Raw genomic sequence first — 18,064 nt, forward strand, 5'->3', positions numbered from 1 at the left:
GCAATGCCGCGACCACGCTGGCGATCGCACTGTTCGGGCGGCGCGCACGAGCCGCTGTTTCCTTACCAACTACTACCGTGTAACTCAAACGATATTGAGCATGGTTAAACTGCGCTCGCAGCGCCGATGCTGCGACTTATCCACTCACGCCCGCGCCAGCCACGCCGATGCCCGCTACCGCAAAAACCTGCTCGCCATCCCGTCGCTCCGCGAGCACTTTTCCGCGGACAAGCCAACTCTCGAACGAGGCGCCGCTGGCCTCGCGCCGCGCTTTTCTGAAGCGCTCGGCCAGCGTGCTGCTGGTTTCCGGCATGAGCAGCTCGCTGCTGTCGGCGTGCGGCGGCGGCAATCTCGACACCGATCAGCCGGCCACGCCGCGCCTTGCATCGGTCGATAACTTCCGCGATCTGGCGGGCGCGGCTGCCGGATATCCGACCGTCGACGGCAAGCAGATGCGCCGGGGCGCGTTCTACCGCGCAAACGCGTTGACGCTCAACACCACTGACCAGGCGACGATCGACCGCCTCGGCATTGCCTCTGTCTACGATCTGCGCACGCCCGGTGAAATCGCCCGTGCCGCCGATATCCTGCCGAGCGGCGCGACCACCCAGACGCTCAACGTGCTCGGCATCAATGACTTCGTCGCGCCAAACTTCGAGACGGCGGGCGCCGCCGTCGCGTTCATGGAATCGCAGGCGCGCGGCTACGTCACCGGCGCCGCCCAGCGCGCCGCATACGGTGCGCTGCTGACGAGTCTCGCCGAAGGGCCCGGCGCGCAACTCTTTCACTCCAACGCGGGCAAGGACCGCGCCGGCTGGGTCGCGGCGCTCCTGCTCAGCATTGCGAACGTTCCGCTCGACGTCATCATGCAGGACTATCTGCTGAGCAACGTCTATCTGGCGCCGTCGATCGAGACGCAAACCGCGACGCTGCGCGCACAGGACGGCGACGCCATCGCTTCCGCCGAAGCGCCGTTGATGAATGTTCAAGAAAATTATCTGCAGGCCGGATTCGACCAGGTGCAGGCGATCTACGGCACGATGGTGAGCTATCTGACGCAAGGCCTCGGCGTCTCGCAGACGACCATCGACACCTTGCACAGCCGCCTCGTGGTCTGAGGCGTCGAAGCCGCGAGCCACGCGTTTGACACGAAAAACGCAGGCAAAAAAAGTCCGCCCTAAATAACGGGGCGGACAGAGAAGGGCGGCATCGAGGTTGCCGGGGGCGACTATAAAGCCGCCGCGCCTGCGATGGTCGATCCAGTAAGGGCGCGTAAGCGCCGCTCAACTTCGCTCACGTCTCTCTCACGTCAGCGCCGGTGCAACCGGCAATTCGATCCGCACTTCGAGACCGCCGTGCGCGTGATTACGCACGTGACAGCGTCCGCCGCGATCGTGCGCGAGCCGCGCGACGATCGCGAGGCCGAGGCCGCAATGGCCTTCGCCGCCACGCGCCGCGTCGAGCCGGACGAACGGCTTCATGGCGGCGGCGATGCGGTCGTCGGGAATGCCGGGACCGCGGTCGCGCACGCTAATCATCCAGTGGCCGTCGGTGCGGGCAGTGGCGATATCCACCGGCGGCGCGCCGTGTTCGAGCGCGTTGTCGACGAGATTCGTGACCAGCCGGTCGAGCAGGGTGCGCGGCAGCTTGAACGACGAACCGGCGCGCAGGTCGAGTGTGAAGAGCGGTGCTTCGGTGCTGTCACTGGCGGAGAACTGTTCCTGCAGGAAGTCGTCGACTTCGACCGGCGGCCCGGCGTCGGAGGACTGGCCCGCGAATTCGAGAAACTGCTGGACGATGTTGGTGAGCGAGTCGACGTCGCGGATCAGACCGGCGCGCTCGTTTTCCGCCACCAGCACGCTCGCGCGCAGCTTCAACCGCGTGAGCGGCGCCTTCAGATCGTGCGCGACGCCGGCCAGCATCACGGCCTGATCGTCGCCCGCTTCGTTCAGGCGCCGCATCATGTCGTTGAACGAACCGATCAGATCGCGCAACTCGCGCGGGCCTTGCACCGTCACCGGTTCCGGACGGCCGCCCGAGCCGAAAGCACGCGCGGCATCGGCGACGCGCGAGAGCGGCCGCTGCATTTGCCAGACCGCGAAGAGCGAGAGGATCAGCGCCGCGAGTAGCATCGAAATCGACTCGATCAGAAAGCGCGGGCGCGGCGGCACGTCAACCGGCACCACGACCCAGTTCGGCTTGCCGGGAAACAGCACCCATAACTGCGGCGGGCTGAGGTCGTCGACGGCGATCTGCGTGCCGGGCGGCAGATTTTCGCGCAGATGCCGGCTCAGTTCTTCCAGCGGACGCTGCGTCGGCTTATGCAGATGCACGCTCGCCGGCATGTTCCAGGTGGGCACGAGGTGCACGCGCATGGCGGGCGCGAGCGCGGCGCCCTTCATCGGCTCGCCGTTGACGGCCTGCAGCACCAGCAGAATGCCGCGCGCGAAGCCGTCGATTTCATGGCGCGGCGGCTGCATCACCACCAGCACGAACCAGCCGGCCTGAATTGCGAACAAGACCGCCGCCGAGAGTAACGCCATTCTGCCGAACAGCGTGTTCAGCGGGTTTTTCATGCGCTTGAGGCGGCCTCGTCGGCGAAGGGCGTGCCGTCGGCGTCGGGCACGAAGACGTAGCCTTTGCCGCGCACCGTCTGCACGTAGCAGGGATTCGACGGGTCGTCTTCGATCACGCGGCGCAGGCGCCAGATCGGCACGTCGAGGCTGCGGTCGCGGAAAGCGAGATTGTCGCGATGTACGAGATCGTGAATCAGCACGCGCGACAGCACCTTGTACGGATTGTTGACGAAGATCTTCAGGAGCGCGAACTCACTGTCGCGCAGCGGCAGCTTCGAGTTGTCGCGGCACAGCGAACGGGTGGCGAAGTCGAGCTCGAACGGGCCGAAGCGATACGGCTTGCGGGCTTCCGGCGCGCTGGTGGTGGACGGCCCGCGCCGGCGCAAAACCGTGTGGATGCGGGCGAGCAATTCACGCGGATCGAACGGCTTGGTCAGATAGTCGTCCGCGCCGAGCGAGAGCCCGACAATGCGGTCGGCCACCGTGCCGCGCGCCGTCACGAAGATCACCGGAATGTCGTCACCGGCGGCGCGCAACGCGGTGAGCGCGCGCAAGCCGTCGGTGTTCGGCATCATGATGTCGAGCACGACGACGGACGGCCGTTCGCGTTCGAGCCGGCGCTGGAGATGTGTGCCGTCGTGGAGCACGGACGCGTCGAAGCCGTTCGACTGCAGAAACTTGCAAAGCAGATCGCGTACGACCGGATCGTCGTCGACGATAAGGACCTGTGGATTCATGCTGAAATTTTAAGCTGACGCGCGCGACGCGCGGCCGACTGTTTTCTTACCAACGCTTACGACAGACCGCGCCGGTTTGGCCGGATCGCTTGTCAGGCCTGCTACGCAAGGCTCACGCGATATTTCAGCCGCCTTGTATTGGGCAACGTGCGCGGCGGCGCCGAATTCGTTTCGCAGCGCGAACATTCCTCGCAGGAAAGAATTTGCGCGCATCTGGAACCGGTCGAAACAGGTCGGAACGGGTCGTAAGAACCGCCGGAAAGCGCGCTTTCCTTCGTGCATCGGCATCGCGTGGCCGGCGAGATGATTCGTCGTGCAGTACGTTGCGCCGCATGCTGAAAACAGCCTAACGCCTTGGGCCCACGGCAGGCGGCGTGAAATCGAAACCTAGCGCCACGCGAGGCTCATCATGACCGTTCCCAGCAATCTGTCTTCAACCCGCTTCTCTTCTTTGGCGCCGACGTCGCCAGCCGAAAGGCCAGCAGCGGCCAACAACCCCGGCGCCGCCACGCCGACGCGAGAGTCTGGCGCTCAGACGCCGCCGTCGCTGCCCACCGGGCTCGTCGGGCACCACGTCAATACGACCGCCTGACGTACCGAGGCCCGCGTGTCGACTCCGAGAATTCTTCACCGCTTCATGCGTGTCGTTGCGTGGCTGACGCTAGGCTCGGCGCTGCTGCCCCTGGGTGGCTGCGCCGTCGCCGCGCTGCCGTGCCGGCTGACTTCGGCCACGCTGAAAATCATCCCGGTCGTGGGCCATGCCGCGGCCTCGCCGTTCGACATGTGTTCATCCGCCATCGACTGAATCATGACACTGAAACGGATTGCCTTGGCGCTGGCGCTGCTGTGCGGCGTGCTGTCGTCGAGCGCGAAAGCGCAGCCGCCGGCACGCGATGCGAGTGCGGTGAGCGCCGCATCGAAAGACTCTTCCGCCGATGCACGGCGTCGTTCGCAAGACGCGCCGTTCGCGTTCCGTGGCATTGCGCTCGGCATCACGCTCGACGAATTCCGCGCGGGCTCGAGCGTGCGGGCGACGCCGCTCGGCAGCGTGCCGGTTTGCGAGACGGACGTGCAGGCGGGCGCGCTCGGCATGCGGCTCAAGTCGCACGACAGTCTGACGGTGGCCTGCCGCTGGGCGCATCGCGCGGACAACGGCTGGGCGGTGTCGCAAGCGGTGGTCGACGGCGCGCCCGCGCTGGAGCATGTGCTGCGCTTTGCGCGCGTAGATGGGCAGAGCGCGCTGCATCTGTACGAAATTTCTTTCGTGATCGACGAGATCACCGCCGAGGATTTGCACGATGCGCTCGCGGACCGCTACGGGCCGCCGCGTCTTGCCACGCAGAACGTGTCGGCGACTGGCGCGATGCCCACGTATGTCTGGGAAAACGCGGTGAGTTCGATCACGTTGTGCTTTCTGCCGGGTACGCGCAACGGCACGCTCACCTATTTGCTGAAGGGCTCGGATGCGTGGGTGAGGTCGGTGGTGCGGCAATGGCAGGCGAGCGGCGCGGAGGCGGGCTGATGAGCGGCGACGAATGCGGCACTCAAGGTGGCCGCGAGGCCCGTTTCCAACAAGGAGCATGCATGACTGCGCTACGTCTGACTGTCGCGCTAGGCGCGGCGGCTTGCCTCGCGGCTTGCGCGAGCCACCAGCAAAACTCGATCGTCGATACGCCGATGGCGCCGCCGCTCGCCTCGGCGCCGCTGAACGTCAACACGCAAGGCGCGATCTATCAGGCCGGCACGCCGCTGCTGCTGTACGAAACACCGCGCGCACAACATATCGGCGACGTGCTGACGATCCGCCTTTCGGAATCGTATAGCGGCAACAACAGCGCAACCGCGGCGGCGAGCCGCTCGAGCAGCATCACCGCCGACGCCGCCGATCATTCCACCAACGCCGCCGCGCGGCTCGCGCGATTGTTCAATATCGGCTCGGCGAGCACCGAATACAAAGGGCAGGGCAGTCTGACCGACGTCAGCGGCATGAACGGCACGCTCGCCGTCACCGTGATCGGCACGATGTCGACGGGCAATCTCGTGGTGTCGGGCGAGAAGGTGATTGCGATGAGCGGCAACCGCGACCGGCTGCGCCTGTCGGGCATCGTCAATCCTAAGGATATCGAAGCGGGAAACTACGTCGCGTCGAGCAAGGTGGCGAACGCGCGCATCGAGCAGGCGGGCGTGGGCATGGTGTCCGACTCCACGACAATGGGCTGGCTGCAAAGAATGTTCATGAGCGTGCTGACGTTCTGAGCCGTCAGCGCGCTACAGGTTTGAATACAGGTCTGAAATGCAGGCGACGCATGAAGCTGGAGGTCAAGCGCACTTCACGCACCCGTCAGGCGCTGCGTTCAGCCGCGCCGATTTCGCCGTCGGGAACGAAGACGTAGCCGCGCCCCCACACGGTCTGCACATAGCGCGGCTCCGACGGATCCACTTCGATCAGCCGGCGCAAACGCCAGATCGACACGTCCAGGCTGCGATTGCGATGCACCTCGCTATTGCCGTGCAGTTTCTCCAGCAACTGCGCGCGCGTCAGCACGGTCATCGCGTGGCTGACGAATACCTTCAGCATGGCGAATTCGCTCGAACGCAGGGAGATGCGCTCACCGTCCCGGCGTAATTCGCGCGCCGGAAAATTCACTTCGAAGCGGCCGAATCGATAAGGCGCGCGCTGCTCCGGCGCGCTCGGCGCAATCGTGCCGCGACGACGCAACACGGTGCGAATCCGCGCCACCAGTTCGCTCGGTTCGAAGGGCTTGCCGAGATAATCGTCCGCGCCGAGTTCGAGGCCGATCACGCGATCGATCGGATCGGAGCGCGCGGTCAGCAGAATCACGGGAATGTCGTCGCCGGCTACGCGCAAGGCGCGCAGCGCGCTGATGCCGTCGAGCTCCGGCATCATGATGTCGAGCACGATCAAGGCGGGGCGCTCGTCCTGCAAGCGACGCTGCAGCGCCAGGCCGTTCTGAAGCGTGTCCACCTTGAAGCCGCGCCCTTGCAGATAGCCGCTGACGAGTTCACGTACGACGGGGTCGTCATCGACGACCAGAATGGATTGGTTCATTCAGGTCATCTTAGAGAAGCGCGCGCGCGGAGCAAAGCGCGTAACGCTTTCGAATCCTTTCCCGTGTAAGAGATGGCAAGAGCCCGCGTGGCTAGTTCGCCTGCGAGGTCTGAATGGTCTGCAGCGGCTGCCGCGCGAAGTCGGTTCGATCGACCACCATTCGCTCGATCAGCCCGTTGAGCTTGGTCGACGCCGACGAGAAACGATCGGTGTTCAGGCCGCCGGTCTGATAGCGGGCGGTGACGAGAATGCGGCCGTTCTGAATTAGCGTCAGGTCGATGATCGACAGATACTGGATTGTTTCGTCGCTGAACGAGCGGCGGCCGTAGTCGATCGCGGCGTTGTAGACGAGGCGCGCCTCGCAGCCGGCGGGCGAGGTGCCCGGATTGTAGACGTCCGAACGAATGCCGCGCCGGTCGAGCGCGAGTTGCAGCGCCGGCACGAAATCGCCGACCGACACGTTCTGATTCACTTCGATGCAGACGTGGCCTACCTCGGCTCGCCGGCCGTTGACGAAGGTCGGCGACGAATAGTTCGCCGCGATCGCGTAGCCTGCCTGAATCACGGAGCCGGTGGCGTCGGCGGCCTGGATCAAGGTCCAGGCGCAGCCGTTCAGGCCGACCGCCAGCGTGGCGGACACGGTGAGTCGCGCGCAGGGACGCCGCAACATGACCCACGCGGCCCGTGGGGCTCGCGTGAAAGCATAAGCGCGCATGCTCGGCATGAAGGTCATGAGGCGGTGCCTGGTGGCGGTCGGTCGATGCGGTGAATCACAGCGAATCCCCGCGAGTAGCTGCGATCAGGATCACGCTCAGCGCGTAACGCGCAGGCGCAGTTCGTTTTGCCCCTGCACGCTTGCCGTGACACTGACGCGGCGCTCGGGGGTGCTGACGATGAAATGCTGGCGCGTCGGTGTGTTGATGTCATGCACGACGGTTGGGAAGCAGGCAGCGATGTCGGCGCCGAATTCTTCGAGCGGATCGGTGACGACGCCGTCTGCTTGCCAGTGCGCGCGCCAGTGACAATCGTAGGCGTGCGTGCTGGCGCGGCAGTCGTCGGCACTCGACGTGCCTGGCAATCGCGCGGCGGCCTGGGTTTGCAGCTGCCGGAAATCGGCGGCGTCGACGATGTGCTTGAGCGCGGGGCAAACGTCGGCCGGTTCGTTGGCTTGGGCAACCTGGGCTGCATGCGCAACGCTCGTGACGAACAGCGCGGCGCCGAGAGCAAGCGCCAGACGCTGGGTCAAAGGATGGAAGCGACGATCGAATGACATGGGCGGAGAATCCAGTAGCGATGAATGACGTTGGGGCAAGCCTGTATGGCCCGCAAGACTATCGTCGCCGCTGGGAGGCATTTTCAAAGCGCGGAACAGCTTGCCCGCTTCGCAAATGCTTTCGAACTCTTCTCGCGTGTTTCGGGATGTTGCGGGGCGTTGCCTGGGATCACGAAGGGATGTGGCGGCGGGATCTGGCGTGGATGGGTGAGGCGGTGAAGCGGTGAAGTGGTGAAGCGGTGCGGCGCGAGCAAAAGTTGCGACCGCGCCTGCGGCTTTCACAGCCCGCTCGGCGTATTTCGCCAGTCACTCACCCAAGCGTGAGACCGCCGTCCACATGAATCACCTGACCGGTGATATGACGCGCCTCGTCGGAGAGTAGAAACGCGATCAGCGCGGCGACATCCTTGGGTTCGGCGACATGGCCGAGCGGCGTCGCCTCCGCGGCGCGACTCCACACCGATGCATTATCGGCACTCGGCCCGCGATCTTTACGCGTATAGCCGGGCGCCACGCAATTGACCGTCACGCCATGCTGCGCAAGTTCGGCGGCCGCGGTTTTCGCCAGCGATTCGAGCGCCGCTTTTGCCGCAGCCGTCGCGGCAAACGGCGTGTCCGCGCGATAGCGGTGCGCGACGAACGAACTGAGCGCGACCACGCGGCCGCGCTTCGAGGTTTCCAGCGCGGGCGTCGCGCGTTTGACGAGCGCCGCGAACGCCGCCGGCATCGCTGCGAAGGCCGCGCCGAGCGCGTCGGGATCGAGCGCGTTCAGCGTTTGGCGCTGCGCGTGTCCCGCGTTGGCGACGAGTTGATCGAGTGCGCCGAAGCTCGCCAGCGTTTGATGGACCACATGTTCCGCGGCGCCGCGTTCGGCGAGATCGCCGAATACCGTCGCGCAGCGCGCACCGTTCGCGCAGCAATCGGCGGCGACTTGCGCGAGCCGTTCCCGCGCTTCCTGATCGGCACCGCGTGCGTGCAGCATCAAGGCCGAGCGCGGCGCGGCGATGCGCCGGGCGAGCGCCGCGCCGATACCCGAGCCCGCGCCGGTGATCAGCACGACGCGCTCGAAGCCGGCGCTGCCCGCTTCGTTCAGGTCGCTCACGCGGCTCACGGTGGTCATGCCGCGACCGCTTCGCCCGAGCGCTCGACGTCGAGCGTCTCGTCATGGAACGCGGCCAACGACTCGCGATGCGCGACGCTCACAATCGCCGCCTTCGGCAGCCGCTCCGTGAACAGGCGGTACAGACGCGCTTCGTTTTCCGCGTCGAGCGCGCTGGTGGCTTCGTCGAGGAACAGATAGTCGGGCTTGTGCAGCAGCACGCGCGCGGCGGCGAGGCGCTGTTGCTCGCCCGGCGACAGCATCCGAGTCCAGTGTCCCGATTCCTGCAGACGGTCCGCGTATTCCGACAGATGGCAGACGATAAGCGCTTCGCGGCATTCGTCGTCGGTGTAGGTGCTGGCGGCCGACGGATAGGCGAGCGCCGCTTTGAGCGTGCCGATCGGCATGTAGCTGACCTGCGGAATGAACATCATGCGGGCGTTGACTGGGGCATCGATCGAGCCATCGCCGAACGGCCACAAGCCGGCGAGCGCGCGCATCAGCGTGCTCTTGCCCGAACCCGACGGACCGCGCACCAGCCAGCGCGAGCCCGGCTGAATCGCCACATCGCGAATGCGCGACAGCGGGTTGCCGTTAGGCAGGGCGAGCTTGAGGCCATCGGTGGAGAGCTTGTCTTCGTCGACGAAATGCAGATTGATGCCGCCATGCGCGGTAGCCGGCGAGACCGATTCCTTCAGACGTGGCGCATGCACCACGCGCTTGAATTCACGCAACCGGTTCACGGTAGCGCGCCATTCGACCAAGGTGCCGTAACTGTTGATGAACCACGAGAACGAATCGCTGACGGTGCCGAATGCGCTGGAGATCTGCATCAGCACGCCGAACGTGAAGGCGCCGGCAAAGTAGCGCGGCGCGGCGACCACCAGTGGGAAGATGATCGCGATCTGGCCATAGAAGCTCAGCACGAACGTGAGCCGCTTGGTGTACTTCATCACCTGCCACCAGTTGTCGCGGATGCGGCGGAACAGCGAGTGCGCGTTCGCTTTCTCGGTATCCATGCCGTTGTAGAACGCGATCTGCTCGGCGTTTTCACGCAGACGGATCAGGCCGAAACGGAAATCCGCCTCCACTTTCTGCGCCTGGTAATTGATCGGCACGAGCGGATGGCCGACTTTCTGGATGATCAGCGAACCGACCACGGCGTAGAGCGCCGCAGCCCACACCATGTAGCCGGGAATCTCGATCGGCATGCCGCCGAGCGAAATGGTCAGCGCACCGGCCAGCGACCACAGAATCGTGATGAACGACACCAGCGTGACGACGGTGGACAGCAGGTCGAGCGTCAGCGAAAGCGTGCTGGTGGCGAACGATTGCAGGTCGTCGCTGATCCGCTGGTCGGGGTTGTCGGCGAGGCGGTCGCGCTCGATCCGGTAGAACGCGCTGTCGTTCAGCCACTCGTTCAGATAGCGCGTGGTCAGCCACTGGCGCCAGCGGAAGCCGAGCATCTGACGCAGATAGCGGCCGTACACCGCGAGAATGATGAAGCCGAACGCGAGCCCGGAGAACACCATCAGCAGGTGAGGGAAGTCGCGCACGTTCTTGGTTTGCAGCGCGTTGTAGAAGTCGGCGCTCCAGCGGTTCAGCCGTACGTTGATCCACACCACGAGCAGATTCATCACGATGATCGCGATGAGCAGGCCCCATGCCGTTTTTCGTTCTTCGGAAACCCAGTAGGGTTTGATCAGGCTCCAGGCGGAGACTTTTTCGTCCGGCGGCAGCACGGGGGTGGCAGAGGTATTCGGTGTCATGAGCATCCTGAAGTAGTGCTGGCCCATTCGGGCTGACCCAGTTGGGGCGAGCCCGTCGGCGGGCTGCCCTGCGGCGGGTTTGCGGTACATGCCCGGGCGTCGTGCTCGACGAACGCACGCCCGGGTGAGCGTCAGATTCTGGCGCGAAGCCCTTAAGCGAAAATTAATTTGCGCCGCGAGGCCCCCGCGCCGGTGCCGCTGCGAACATGGCGGGACGGCGTGCCGCCCGCGCCGCGCTCGTGCGGCATCCTGTGCTGGCATTGTGCCAGAGCGCCGCCTTCGGCCGCATTCATAACGTGAAAGATGGTGCCGGATCAAATCGCGCGCGACGCGGCCAGCCGCTGGTTTGCGGGCGCCGCGCCTTTTATGGTCTAATGACCTTCGACGAAACAGGGGTGCTTCGCGCACAGGCGGCATGATTTTCATGGCGCAGCGGCGAGGCTGAGAGACACCCTTTGCACCCGATCCGGGTAATACCGGCGCGGGAAGTTTCCGGAAGCAGCCAGTCTTCCATTCCCCGCCGGGCAGCGTCCGTCATTGGATCGCGCATTGTCCGGCCGGCCTCACCCGCCGGTTTCGTCCTGGGTACGTGCGTTGTGTTGCCGTACGGAAAGGACTCGATGACCGCCTATTCTTCAGATATGTGTTTTGCTCTTCGTCACGCCGCCGTCGGCGCGCCGCGCTTCAGCTTTGCTTGCTGTCCTGAAACGGAGTGTGCGCGATGACGCGTTCTGCACAACCCGATTTCGCCGTGCTCGGCGGTGGCCTGTGCGGGCGGCTTGTCGCGTGGCGTCTCGCCGGACAGGGACACCGCGTGGCGCTTTATGAGCGTGGCGATGCCGCCGGTACGCAATCGGCCGCGTGGGTCGCCGCGGCGATGCTGGCACCGCTCGCGGAAGCCGCCAGCGCAGAACTGCTGATCACGCGGCTCGGCGCGAGTTCGCTCGAAACGTGGCCGCAAGTGCTGGCCGAGTTGCCCGAGCCCGTGTTCTATCAACGTAATGGCACGCTGGTCGTGTGGCATCACTCGGATCGAACCGAAGCGCCGCTGTTCGAACGCCGGGTGCGTTCGAATGCGCCCGCTGAACTGCTGGACGGCGGCTTCGTCACCCTGGCGGGCGCGCAGCTCGGCGCCGCCGAGCCTGCTTTGTCGGGCCGCTTTAATCAGGGTTGGCTGCTGCCGCGTGAAGGCCAGCTGGATAACCGTCAGGTGCTCACAGCGCTGGCCGCGGGCCTCGCGCAACGCGGCGTCGACACGCACTGGAATACACCCGTCGACGAGCGTGCGCTGCCGCCCGCCCGCATCACGATCGACTGCCGCGGCCTCGGCGCGAAGCCCGTGCTGCCCACGCTGCGCGGAATTCGCGGCGAAGTCGCGCGCGTGCATGCGCCCGGTATCGAGCTGACGCGGCCGGTTCGGCTGCTGCATCCACGCTATCCGCTCTACATCGCGCCGAAGCAGGACGATCTCTACGTGATCGGCGCCACCGAAGTGGAAGGCGAGGATATGTCGCCGGTCAGCGTGCGCTCCGCGCTCGAACTGCTGAGCGCGGCGTTTTCCGTGCATCCCGGCTTCGGCGAGGCACGCATCCTCGAACTGAATTCGCAGTGCCGCCCAACTTTGCCGGACCACCGTCCGGCCTTGCTGTGGGACGGCGCGCAGACATTGCGAGTAAACGGCCTGTACCGGCACGGCTACATGATCGTGCCCGAAGTCGCCGACGAAGCCGTGCGCTTCGCCGCGGCGCTGCTCGACGGCCGCATCGGCGACGCCGATGCCTTCGCCGGCTGGCAGCGCGACGCGCGCTGGAGCGAGCTCTTTCAACTGGATTCCGCGCGGGAGCCGGCATGAGCGTTGCGCGAATGGTATTCACCCAAACGAGCACGCACGCCACGCCGCTTTCGCCATCGACTGAAACGTGTTCGAACACCATGGACATTCATATCAATCAGAAGCCGTTGTCGCTGCCCGAAGGCGCGACCGTCGCCGACGCGCTTACCGCGTTCGGCGCCCGTCCGCCGTTTGCGGTCGCCTTGAACGGCGACTTCGTGGCGCGCACCCAGCATGCGGCGCGCGCGCTGCAGGCGGGCGACAAGCTCGATGTCGTGCAACCCGTGGCCGGCGGCTGAACGACCGCCGCGCACTGCGGGAACCCGGATTGCCGGAGACAAACAGGATTATGCAAATGACTTCCCCCCAAACCGCCGACGCGCTCACGCTCTACGGCCAGACCTTCGCGAGCCGCGTGCTGCTCGGCACCTCGCGCTATCCGTCGCTGCAATCGCTGTCCGATTCCATCGACGCCGCGCGGCCCGGCATGGTGACCGTCGCGCTGCGCCGGCAGATGAACGAGGGCGGCGCGGAAGCCGGCTTCTTCGATCTGCTGAAGCGCCATGGCGTGCCGCTGCTGCCGAACACGGCCGGCTGCCTGACCGTCGGCGAGGCGGTGACGACCGCGCACATGGCGCGCGAAATCTTCGAGACCGAGTGGATCAAGCTCGAACTGATCGGCGACGACTACACGTTGCAGCCCGATCCGGTCGGTCTGATCGAAGCGGCCGCGCAACTGGTCAAGGACGGCTTCAAGGTGCTGCCGTATTGCACTGAAGACCTGGTGATCGGCCGCCGTCTGCTGGACGCCGGCTGCGAAGCGCTGATGCCGTGGGGCGCGCCGATCGGCACCGGCAAGGGTGTGATCAATCCTTATGGGCTGCGGGTGTTGCGTGAGCGTCTGCCGGACGTGCCGCTGATCGTCGACGCCGGTCTCGGCGTGCCGTCGCACGCGGCGCAGGTAATGGAATGGGGTTTCGACGGCGTGCTGCTGAACACGGCCGTGTCGCAGGCCACCCACCCCGACGCGATGGCGCGCGCCTTCGCGCTGGGTGCCGAAGCGGGCCGCCAGGCTTTTCTGGCGGGACCGATGGCCGAGCGCGAAAGCGCGCACGCGAGCACGCCGGTGGTCGGCATGCCGTTCTGGCATCAAGATGGGAGCGCCGCATGACGCAGACTTTGACATTGAAGGACCGCGACCTTTTCTGGCCGCCCGCCGACGAACTCACCGAAGCCGCCGAGCGCATCCGCGCCCGGCTCGGCGACTGGCCGCCGACGCACGCGCCGTGGCGCATCTGCCTGACCGCGCCGGACGAACCGAACGGCGGCGATCTGATCGTGATCGCCGACGCGCAGCAGCATGGCGAGCAGGTGGCGCGCTGGCTGGTACACGGTGCCGGCGTGATCGAAGCGGCCGAGGACAAGGCCACGCTGCATCTGGGCGGCGAAAAATACCGTCTCGAAGGCCATCTCGCGGAAGACTGGGTTGCCGCGCTGGCGGCTTTCCTCGACTGCGGTTTCGACCCGCATGACGCGCTGGTGCTGGCGCTGGCCTGGCGCGACGGCGACGAAACGCGTGCCGACGACGCCTTTCCCGCCGATCTCAGCCATTTCCCGCGTCTAGCCGGCTTGCCCGACGCGCCGGCGCTGGCGTTCCCGCGCTGCCCGGACCGGTTGGGCCTGTATCCGGTTCTGCCGACGGCGGAGTGGGTCGAACGCGTAGTGGGCTTCGGCGTGAAGACGGTGCAATTGCGGCGCAAATCGGCCGAACCGGCCGATGAACTGAAGCGTGAAATTGCCCGCTGCGTGGCCGCCGGCCGTCAGCACGACGCTCAGGTGTTCATCAATGACCATTGGCAGGCCGCGCTCGAGGCGGGCGCATACGGCGTCCATCTCGGTCAGGAAGACGTGCACACAGCGGATCTCGCTGCGCTCGCCGCGGGCGGCGTCCGGCTCGGCCTGTCGACCCACGGCTTCTACGAGATTCTGCGAGCACTGCATTTCCGGCCAAGCTACATTGCTCTGGGTGCGGTGTTTCCCACCACCACCAAGGTCATGCCGACCGCGCCGCAGGGTCTAAGGCGTCTAGCCCGTTACGTGCGGCTGCTCGACGGTGTCGTGCCGCTGGTGGCGATCGGCGGAATCGACCTGCAGGTGATGCCCGACGTGCTGGCGACAGGTGTCGGTTGCGCGGCCGTGGTGCGGGCGGTAACGGAAGCGGCCGATCCGGCTGCCGCCGTTTCTGCATTACAACAAGGGTTTACGCGATAATCGTCATGATTAGTTAAGGGACAGGGCACCCTCACGGCAACTTTTGCACGGTGGCCCTATAATTCGCCTTCCGTGTAAAAAGGACTGTCAGTTTCGTGTCTTCCTCCCCCGAGACCTTACTCGAGCTGCGTGACGTCGACTTCGGTTATGGCGACCGGCTCGTCCTGTCGAACCTGAATCTGCGCTTCAAGCGCGGTCAGGTGGTCGCGGTCATGGGCGGATCGGGTTGCGGCAAGACCACGGTGCTGCGTCTGATCGGCGGCCTGGTGCGCGCAGAGCGCGGCCAGATCCTGTTCCAGGACCAGGACATCGGCCGGCAAACGCGTGACGGCCTGTACGCGCTGCGCCGCAAGATGGGTATGCTGTTCCAGTTCGGCGCGCTGTTCACCGACATGTCCGTGTTCGAAAACGTCGCCTTCGCGCTGCGTGAACACACCGACCTTCCCGAAGAACTGATCCGCGACCTCGTGTTGATGAAGCTCAACGCGGTCGGCCTGCGCGGCGCGCGCGACCTTGCGCCGTCGGAGATTTCGGGCGGCATGGCGCGACGCGTGGCGCTGGCGCGCGCCATCGCGCTCGATCCCGAACTGATGATGTACGACGAGCCGTTCGCCGGCCTCGATCCGATCTCGCTCGGCGTCACCGCGAACCTGATTCGCGCGCTGAATCAGGCGCTTGGCGCCACCTCGATCCTCGTCACGCACGACGTGCCGGAATCGTTCGCCATCGCCGATTACGTCTACTTTCTTGCCAACGGCGGGGTTCACGCCGAAGGCACGCCAGCCGAATTGCGGGCCTCGACCGATCCCACCGTGCGTCAGTTCATCGACGGCGCGCCCGACGGTCCTTTCAAATTTCACTATCCCAGCAAGACGCCGCTCGCGGCGGACTTCGGTATCGGCGGAGGTCAGTCATGATCAGTGCGATCGGCCGCTCGGTGATCGGCGGGCTGGGCACAGCCGGCTATGCCACGCGTTTTTTCTTCCGGCTGCTGCTCGAGTTTTTTCCGTTGTTGCGCCGTCCGCGTCTTGTCACGAAGCAGATCCACTTCGTGGGTAATTATTCGCTGGTGATCATTGCGGTGTCGGGGCTGTTCGTCGGCTTCGTGCTTGGCTTGCAGGGCTACTACACGCTGAATCGCTACGGCTCCGAGCAGGCGCTCGGCCTGCTGGTCGCGCTGTCGCTAGTGCGCGAACTCGGTCCGGTGGTCACGGCGCTCTTGTTCGCCGGGCGCGCGGGCACGTCGCTCACCGCCGAGATCGGCTTGATGAAGGCCGGCGAGCAACTGACCGCAATGGAAATGATGGCCGTCGACCCGGTCAAGGTGGTGGTCGCGCCGCGTCTGTGGGCCGGCATCATCTCGATGCCGATCCTCGCGGCGATCTTCAGCGCGGTCGGCGTGTTCGGCGGCTATGTGGTGGGCGTGCTGCTGATCGGCGTCGATGCCGGCGCGTTCTGGTCGCAGATGCAAGGCGGCGTCGATGTCTGGCGCGACGTTGGCGCGGGCGTTATCAAGAGCGTGGTGTTCGGCCTTGCGGTGACGTTCGTTGCACTGTTTCAAGGCTATGAAGCCAAGCCGACGCCGGAAGGCGTGTCGCGCGCCACGACCAAGACAGTCGTGTACGCGTCGCTTGCGGTGCTCGGCCTCGATTTTCTGCTGACCGCACTGATGTTCAGCTAAGACTGCGCTGCATGTTTTCCACCGGCGGCGCGTCACCAGGCGCACGCGGCGGGGAGTATCGGCGGCGTGGCGGATTCACTTTGGGATGACGATGAAAAAGACTGCTGCTCTCGACTTCTGGGTCGGCCTGTTCGTGGTGCTAGGTTTCGTGGCGTTGCTGTTTCTCGCGCTGAAGGCCGGCAACATGAGCTCGTTGTCGTTCCAGGCAACCTATCCGGTCAAGCTCAAATTCGACAATATCGGCGGGCTGAAGGCGCGCGCGCCCGTGAAAAGCGCGGGTGTGACGGTCGGCCGCGTCGCCTCGATCGGCTTCGACAGCAATGCATACCAGGCGCTCGTCACGATCGATCTCGACAAGCAATACCAGTTTCCGAAAGACACCTCCGCGAAGATCCTGACCTCGGGGCTGCTCGGCGAGCAATACATCGGGCTCGAACCCGGCGGCGACAGCGAAATGCTCAAGGCGGGCGACACCATCTCCATGACGCAATCGGCGATCGTGCTGGAAAACCTCATCGGCCAGTTTCTGTATAGCAAGGCGGCGGATTCGGGTGCGTCCAAACCTGGCGCGGCGGCGGGTACGCCCGCGCCGGCCCCTTCCGCAGCGCCTGCAGCGTCGAGCTTGCCCGCCTCCGGCGCGGCCGCTCAATAAGGAGAATAAGAATGCAGACCACACGCATCAGCGGCGCGCGCGCCTTCCAGACCGGTAAGCTGGCGGTAGCCGCAGCGCTGCTCGCCGGCTGTACGACTGTGCAGACGCCGACCCCGGGCGATCCGCTCGAAGGCCTGAACCGCACGATCTTCACCGTCAACGACAAGCTCGATCAATACGCGCTCAAGCCGGTCGCGAAGGGCTATGTGTTCATCACGCCGCAGCCGGTGCGCGACAGCGTGACGAACTTCTTCTCGAACATCGGCGACGTCTACATTGCGGCGAACAACCTGCTGCAGTTGAAGATCACCGACGGCGTCGAAGACATCATGCGGATCGTGATCAACACGGTGTTCGGCGTTGGCGGTCTGTTCGACGTGGCGACGCTCGCCAAGCTGCCCAAGCACGACAACGACCTCGGCCTCACGCTTGGCCACTACGGCGTGCCGGCGGGCCCATATCTCGTGCTGCCGCTGTTCGGACCGAGCACCGTGCGCGACGCGGTCGGCTCGATCGGCAACTACTATGTGAATCCGCTCAGCTACATTCATCCGGATGGCCTGAGCTGGGCGCTGTACGGCCTGAACATTGTCAATACGCGGGCGAATCTGCTGAACGCCGGCGACGTGCTGGAAGGCGCCGCGCTCGACAAATACTCGTTCGTGCGTAGCGCGTATCTGCAGCGCCGTCAGTACCTGTTGTCGGACGGCAAACAGTCGCAGGCGCTGCCCAATTATGGCGACGAAGCGCCGCTGCCGAAGTACGACGACGTCGACAGCGGCGCGGCCGGTGCGCCGGCGGGCGCCGCGACCGGCGCGGCGGGCACGCAGGGTGCTGCTGCCGCGAAGGCGGCGCCGGCTTCGGGTGCGACCGCGGCAACGCCGCCGCAAGCGGCGTCGGGCACGGCAGCCGCGCCCGAGGCGGCTTCGGGCACGGCCGAATCGCCGCCGCTGGACATGAACGGCGGTCCTGAAACGACGCAGATCCCGGCCGGCCAACTGGTTCCGCCCACGCGCTTTAACTTTCCGTCATTCAAATTGCGTTGATCGTGCAGCCGTAACAGATCGATACGACTCTCGCAGTTTGCGCATGGATTGCTGCTGAA

Annotated in this window: 20 protein-coding genes and 1 riboswitch; of the genes, 12 read left to right on the top strand and 8 right to left on the bottom strand. The window is 65.4% G+C overall.

The genetic code is table 11. The features are described from left to right. Positions 1–136 precede the first annotated feature (136 nt). Entirely contained in the window at positions 137–313 is a 177-nt protein-coding gene (locus tag ACFSNN_RS39915) for a hypothetical protein (protein WP_244322809.1), read from the bottom strand. On the opposite strand from ACFSNN_RS39915, the gene ACFSNN_RS39920 reads away from it, so the two are divergent. Next, positions 312–1,118, top strand: a complete 807-nt coding sequence (locus tag ACFSNN_RS39920; protein WP_377688772.1) for a tyrosine-protein phosphatase — start codon at positions 312–314, stop codon at positions 1,116–1,118. The genes ACFSNN_RS39915 and ACFSNN_RS39920 overlap by 2 nt on opposite strands. Before the next feature lie 186 nt (positions 1,119–1,304). Here ACFSNN_RS39920 and ACFSNN_RS39925 read toward each other — a convergent pair whose 3' ends face one another. Together ACFSNN_RS39925 and ACFSNN_RS39930 are read right to left on the bottom strand one after the other, a co-directional pair. Beyond that, on the bottom strand, positions 1,305–2,576 hold the full coding sequence (locus ACFSNN_RS39925) for an ATP-binding protein (protein WP_134457668.1): 1,272 nt from the start codon (positions 2,574–2,576) through the stop codon (positions 1,305–1,307). After that, on the bottom strand, positions 2,573–3,313 hold the full coding sequence (locus ACFSNN_RS39930) for a response regulator (protein ID WP_012434533.1): 741 nt from the start codon (positions 3,311–3,313) through the stop codon (positions 2,573–2,575). Before ACFSNN_RS39930 ends, ACFSNN_RS39925 begins: the two co-directional genes overlap by 4 nt. A 637-nt stretch (positions 3,314–3,950) precedes the next feature. Between ACFSNN_RS39930 and ACFSNN_RS39935 the strand changes: the two genes are divergently transcribed. The 3 genes from ACFSNN_RS39935 to ACFSNN_RS39945 all read left to right on the top strand — a co-directional run bounded on the left by ACFSNN_RS39935 (position 3,951) and on the right by ACFSNN_RS39945 (position 5,569). Further along, positions 3,951–4,118, top strand: a complete 168-nt coding sequence (locus tag ACFSNN_RS39935) for a DUF6726 family protein (protein ID WP_341868435.1) — start codon at positions 3,951–3,953, stop codon at positions 4,116–4,118. Positions 4,119–4,121: 3 nt separating this feature from the next. Further along, positions 4,122–4,835, top strand: a complete 714-nt coding sequence (locus ACFSNN_RS39940; protein ID WP_134457671.1) for a hypothetical protein — start codon at positions 4,122–4,124, stop codon at positions 4,833–4,835. A gap of 62 nt (positions 4,836–4,897) precedes the next feature. Further along, positions 4,898–5,569 carry a flagellar basal body L-ring protein FlgH gene (locus tag ACFSNN_RS39945; RefSeq protein ID WP_134457672.1) on the top strand — a complete coding sequence of 224 codons (672 nt, stop codon included), beginning with the start codon at positions 4,898–4,900 and terminating at the stop codon, positions 5,567–5,569. Positions 5,570–5,654: 85 nt separating this feature from the next. Here ACFSNN_RS39945 and ACFSNN_RS39950 read toward each other — a convergent pair whose 3' ends face one another. The 5 genes from ACFSNN_RS39950 to ACFSNN_RS39970 all read right to left on the bottom strand — a co-directional run bounded on the left by ACFSNN_RS39950 (position 5,655) and on the right by ACFSNN_RS39970 (position 10,524). Continuing rightward, a complete protein-coding gene (locus tag ACFSNN_RS39950; protein ID WP_106314081.1) occupies positions 5,655–6,383 on the bottom strand; it encodes a response regulator in 729 nt (242 codons plus the stop codon). Between the two features lie 91 nt (positions 6,384–6,474). Continuing rightward, the gene (locus ACFSNN_RS39955) at positions 6,475–7,116 is read right to left on the bottom strand and encodes a hypothetical protein (protein ID WP_134457673.1); all 642 of its coding nucleotides are present in this window, start codon (positions 7,114–7,116) and stop codon (positions 6,475–6,477) included. 78 nt (positions 7,117–7,194) lie between these two features. After that, positions 7,195–7,656: a hypothetical protein gene (locus tag ACFSNN_RS39960; RefSeq protein ID WP_134457674.1), complete on the bottom strand. Its 462-nt coding sequence runs from the start codon at positions 7,654–7,656 to the stop codon at positions 7,195–7,197. A gap of 310 nt (positions 7,657–7,966) precedes the next feature. Next, on the bottom strand, positions 7,967–8,776 hold the full coding sequence (locus ACFSNN_RS39965; protein WP_134457675.1) for an SDR family NAD(P)-dependent oxidoreductase: 810 nt from the start codon (positions 8,774–8,776) through the stop codon (positions 7,967–7,969). Next, positions 8,773–10,524, bottom strand: a complete 1,752-nt coding sequence (locus ACFSNN_RS39970; protein ID WP_134457676.1) for an ABC transporter ATP-binding protein/permease — start codon at positions 10,522–10,524, stop codon at positions 8,773–8,775. The genes ACFSNN_RS39965 and ACFSNN_RS39970 overlap by 4 nt, the downstream gene beginning before the upstream one ends. Positions 10,525–10,905: 381 nt before the next feature. Next, positions 10,906–11,029, top strand: a riboswitch (TPP riboswitch). A gap of 216 nt (positions 11,030–11,245) precedes the next feature. On the opposite strand from ACFSNN_RS39970, the gene ACFSNN_RS39975 reads away from it, so the two are divergent. The 8 genes from ACFSNN_RS39975 (at position 11,246) to ACFSNN_RS40010 (ending at position 18,005) form a co-directional block, all read left to right on the top strand. Continuing rightward, entirely contained in the window at positions 11,246–12,376 is a 1,131-nt protein-coding gene (locus tag ACFSNN_RS39975; RefSeq protein WP_134457677.1) for an FAD-dependent oxidoreductase, read from the top strand. 80 nt (positions 12,377–12,456) lie between these two features. After that, the gene (thiS, locus tag ACFSNN_RS39980; protein ID WP_012434522.1) at positions 12,457–12,654 is read left to right on the top strand and encodes a sulfur carrier protein ThiS; all 198 of its coding nucleotides are present in this window, start codon (positions 12,457–12,459) and stop codon (positions 12,652–12,654) included. 56 nt (positions 12,655–12,710) lie between these two features. Next, entirely contained in the window at positions 12,711–13,526 is an 816-nt protein-coding gene (locus tag ACFSNN_RS39985; RefSeq protein ID WP_134457678.1) for a thiazole synthase, read from the top strand. Next, positions 13,523–14,626 carry a thiamine phosphate synthase gene (gene thiE, locus ACFSNN_RS39990; protein WP_134457679.1) on the top strand — a complete coding sequence of 368 codons (1,104 nt, stop codon included), beginning with the start codon at positions 13,523–13,525 and terminating at the stop codon, positions 14,624–14,626. Before ACFSNN_RS39985 ends, thiE begins: the two co-directional genes overlap by 4 nt. Before the next feature lie 95 nt (positions 14,627–14,721). After that, a complete protein-coding gene (locus ACFSNN_RS39995; protein WP_134457680.1) occupies positions 14,722–15,543 on the top strand; it encodes an ABC transporter ATP-binding protein in 822 nt (273 codons plus the stop codon). Continuing rightward, the gene (mlaE, locus tag ACFSNN_RS40000) at positions 15,540–16,307 is read left to right on the top strand and encodes a lipid asymmetry maintenance ABC transporter permease subunit MlaE (RefSeq protein WP_012434518.1); all 768 of its coding nucleotides are present in this window, start codon (positions 15,540–15,542) and stop codon (positions 16,305–16,307) included. Before ACFSNN_RS39995 ends, mlaE begins: the two co-directional genes overlap by 4 nt. Positions 16,308–16,398: 91 nt before the next feature. Continuing rightward, entirely contained in the window at positions 16,399–16,959 is a 561-nt protein-coding gene (gene mlaD / locus ACFSNN_RS40005; protein WP_134457681.1) for an outer membrane lipid asymmetry maintenance protein MlaD, read from the top strand. An 11-nt stretch (positions 16,960–16,970) separates the two neighbouring features. Then, the gene (locus tag ACFSNN_RS40010; RefSeq protein ID WP_377688773.1) at positions 16,971–18,005 is read left to right on the top strand and encodes an MlaA family lipoprotein; all 1,035 of its coding nucleotides are present in this window, start codon (positions 16,971–16,973) and stop codon (positions 18,003–18,005) included. Positions 18,006–18,064: the final 59 nt, after the last annotated feature.

Origin of the sequence: Paraburkholderia dipogonis, from assembly GCF_042680985.1 — a bacterium.
Lineage (GTDB): Bacteria > Pseudomonadota > Gammaproteobacteria > Burkholderiales > Burkholderiaceae > Paraburkholderia > Paraburkholderia phytofirmans.

Bases quoted from the DNA above. Each gene is read 5' to 3' on its own strand.
- ACFSNN_RS39920 (WP_377688772.1), top strand. From the start codon at position 312: ATGAGCAGCTCGCTGCTGTCGGCGTGCGGCGGCGGCAATCTCGACACC.
- ACFSNN_RS39915 (WP_244322809.1), bottom strand. From the start codon at position 313: ATGCCGGAAACCAGCAGCACGCTGGCCGAGCGCTTCAGAAAAGCGCGG.
- ACFSNN_RS39925 (WP_134457668.1), bottom strand. From the start codon at position 2,576: ATGAAAAACCCGCTGAACACGCTGTTCGGCAGAATGGCGTTACTCTCG.
- ACFSNN_RS39930 (WP_012434533.1), bottom strand. From the start codon at position 3,313: ATGAATCCACAGGTCCTTATCGTCGACGACGATCCGGTCGTACGCGAT.
- ACFSNN_RS39935 (WP_341868435.1), top strand. From the start codon at position 3,951: ATGCGTGTCGTTGCGTGGCTGACGCTAGGCTCGGCGCTGCTGCCCCTG.
- ACFSNN_RS39940 (WP_134457671.1), top strand. From the start codon at position 4,122: ATGACACTGAAACGGATTGCCTTGGCGCTGGCGCTGCTGTGCGGCGTG.
- ACFSNN_RS39945 (WP_134457672.1), top strand. From the start codon at position 4,898: ATGACTGCGCTACGTCTGACTGTCGCGCTAGGCGCGGCGGCTTGCCTC.
- ACFSNN_RS39950 (WP_106314081.1), bottom strand. From the start codon at position 6,383: ATGAACCAATCCATTCTGGTCGTCGATGACGACCCCGTCGTACGTGAA.
- ACFSNN_RS39955 (WP_134457673.1), bottom strand. From the start codon at position 7,116: ATGACCTTCATGCCGAGCATGCGCGCTTATGCTTTCACGCGAGCCCCA.
- ACFSNN_RS39960 (WP_134457674.1), bottom strand. From the start codon at position 7,656: ATGTCATTCGATCGTCGCTTCCATCCTTTGACCCAGCGTCTGGCGCTT.
- ACFSNN_RS39965 (WP_134457675.1), bottom strand. From the start codon at position 8,776: ATGACCACCGTGAGCCGCGTGAGCGACCTGAACGAAGCGGGCAGCGCC.
- ACFSNN_RS39970 (WP_134457676.1), bottom strand. From the start codon at position 10,524: ATGACACCGAATACCTCTGCCACCCCCGTGCTGCCGCCGGACGAAAAA.
- ACFSNN_RS39975 (WP_134457677.1), top strand. From the start codon at position 11,246: ATGACGCGTTCTGCACAACCCGATTTCGCCGTGCTCGGCGGTGGCCTG.
- thiS (WP_012434522.1), top strand. From the start codon at position 12,457: ATGGACATTCATATCAATCAGAAGCCGTTGTCGCTGCCCGAAGGCGCG.
- ACFSNN_RS39985 (WP_134457678.1), top strand. From the start codon at position 12,711: ATGACTTCCCCCCAAACCGCCGACGCGCTCACGCTCTACGGCCAGACC.
- thiE (WP_134457679.1), top strand. From the start codon at position 13,523: ATGACGCAGACTTTGACATTGAAGGACCGCGACCTTTTCTGGCCGCCC.
- mlaE (WP_012434518.1), top strand. From the start codon at position 15,540: ATGATCAGTGCGATCGGCCGCTCGGTGATCGGCGGGCTGGGCACAGCC.
- mlaD (WP_134457681.1), top strand. From the start codon at position 16,399: ATGAAAAAGACTGCTGCTCTCGACTTCTGGGTCGGCCTGTTCGTGGTG.
- ACFSNN_RS40010 (WP_377688773.1), top strand. From the start codon at position 16,971: ATGCAGACCACACGCATCAGCGGCGCGCGCGCCTTCCAGACCGGTAAG.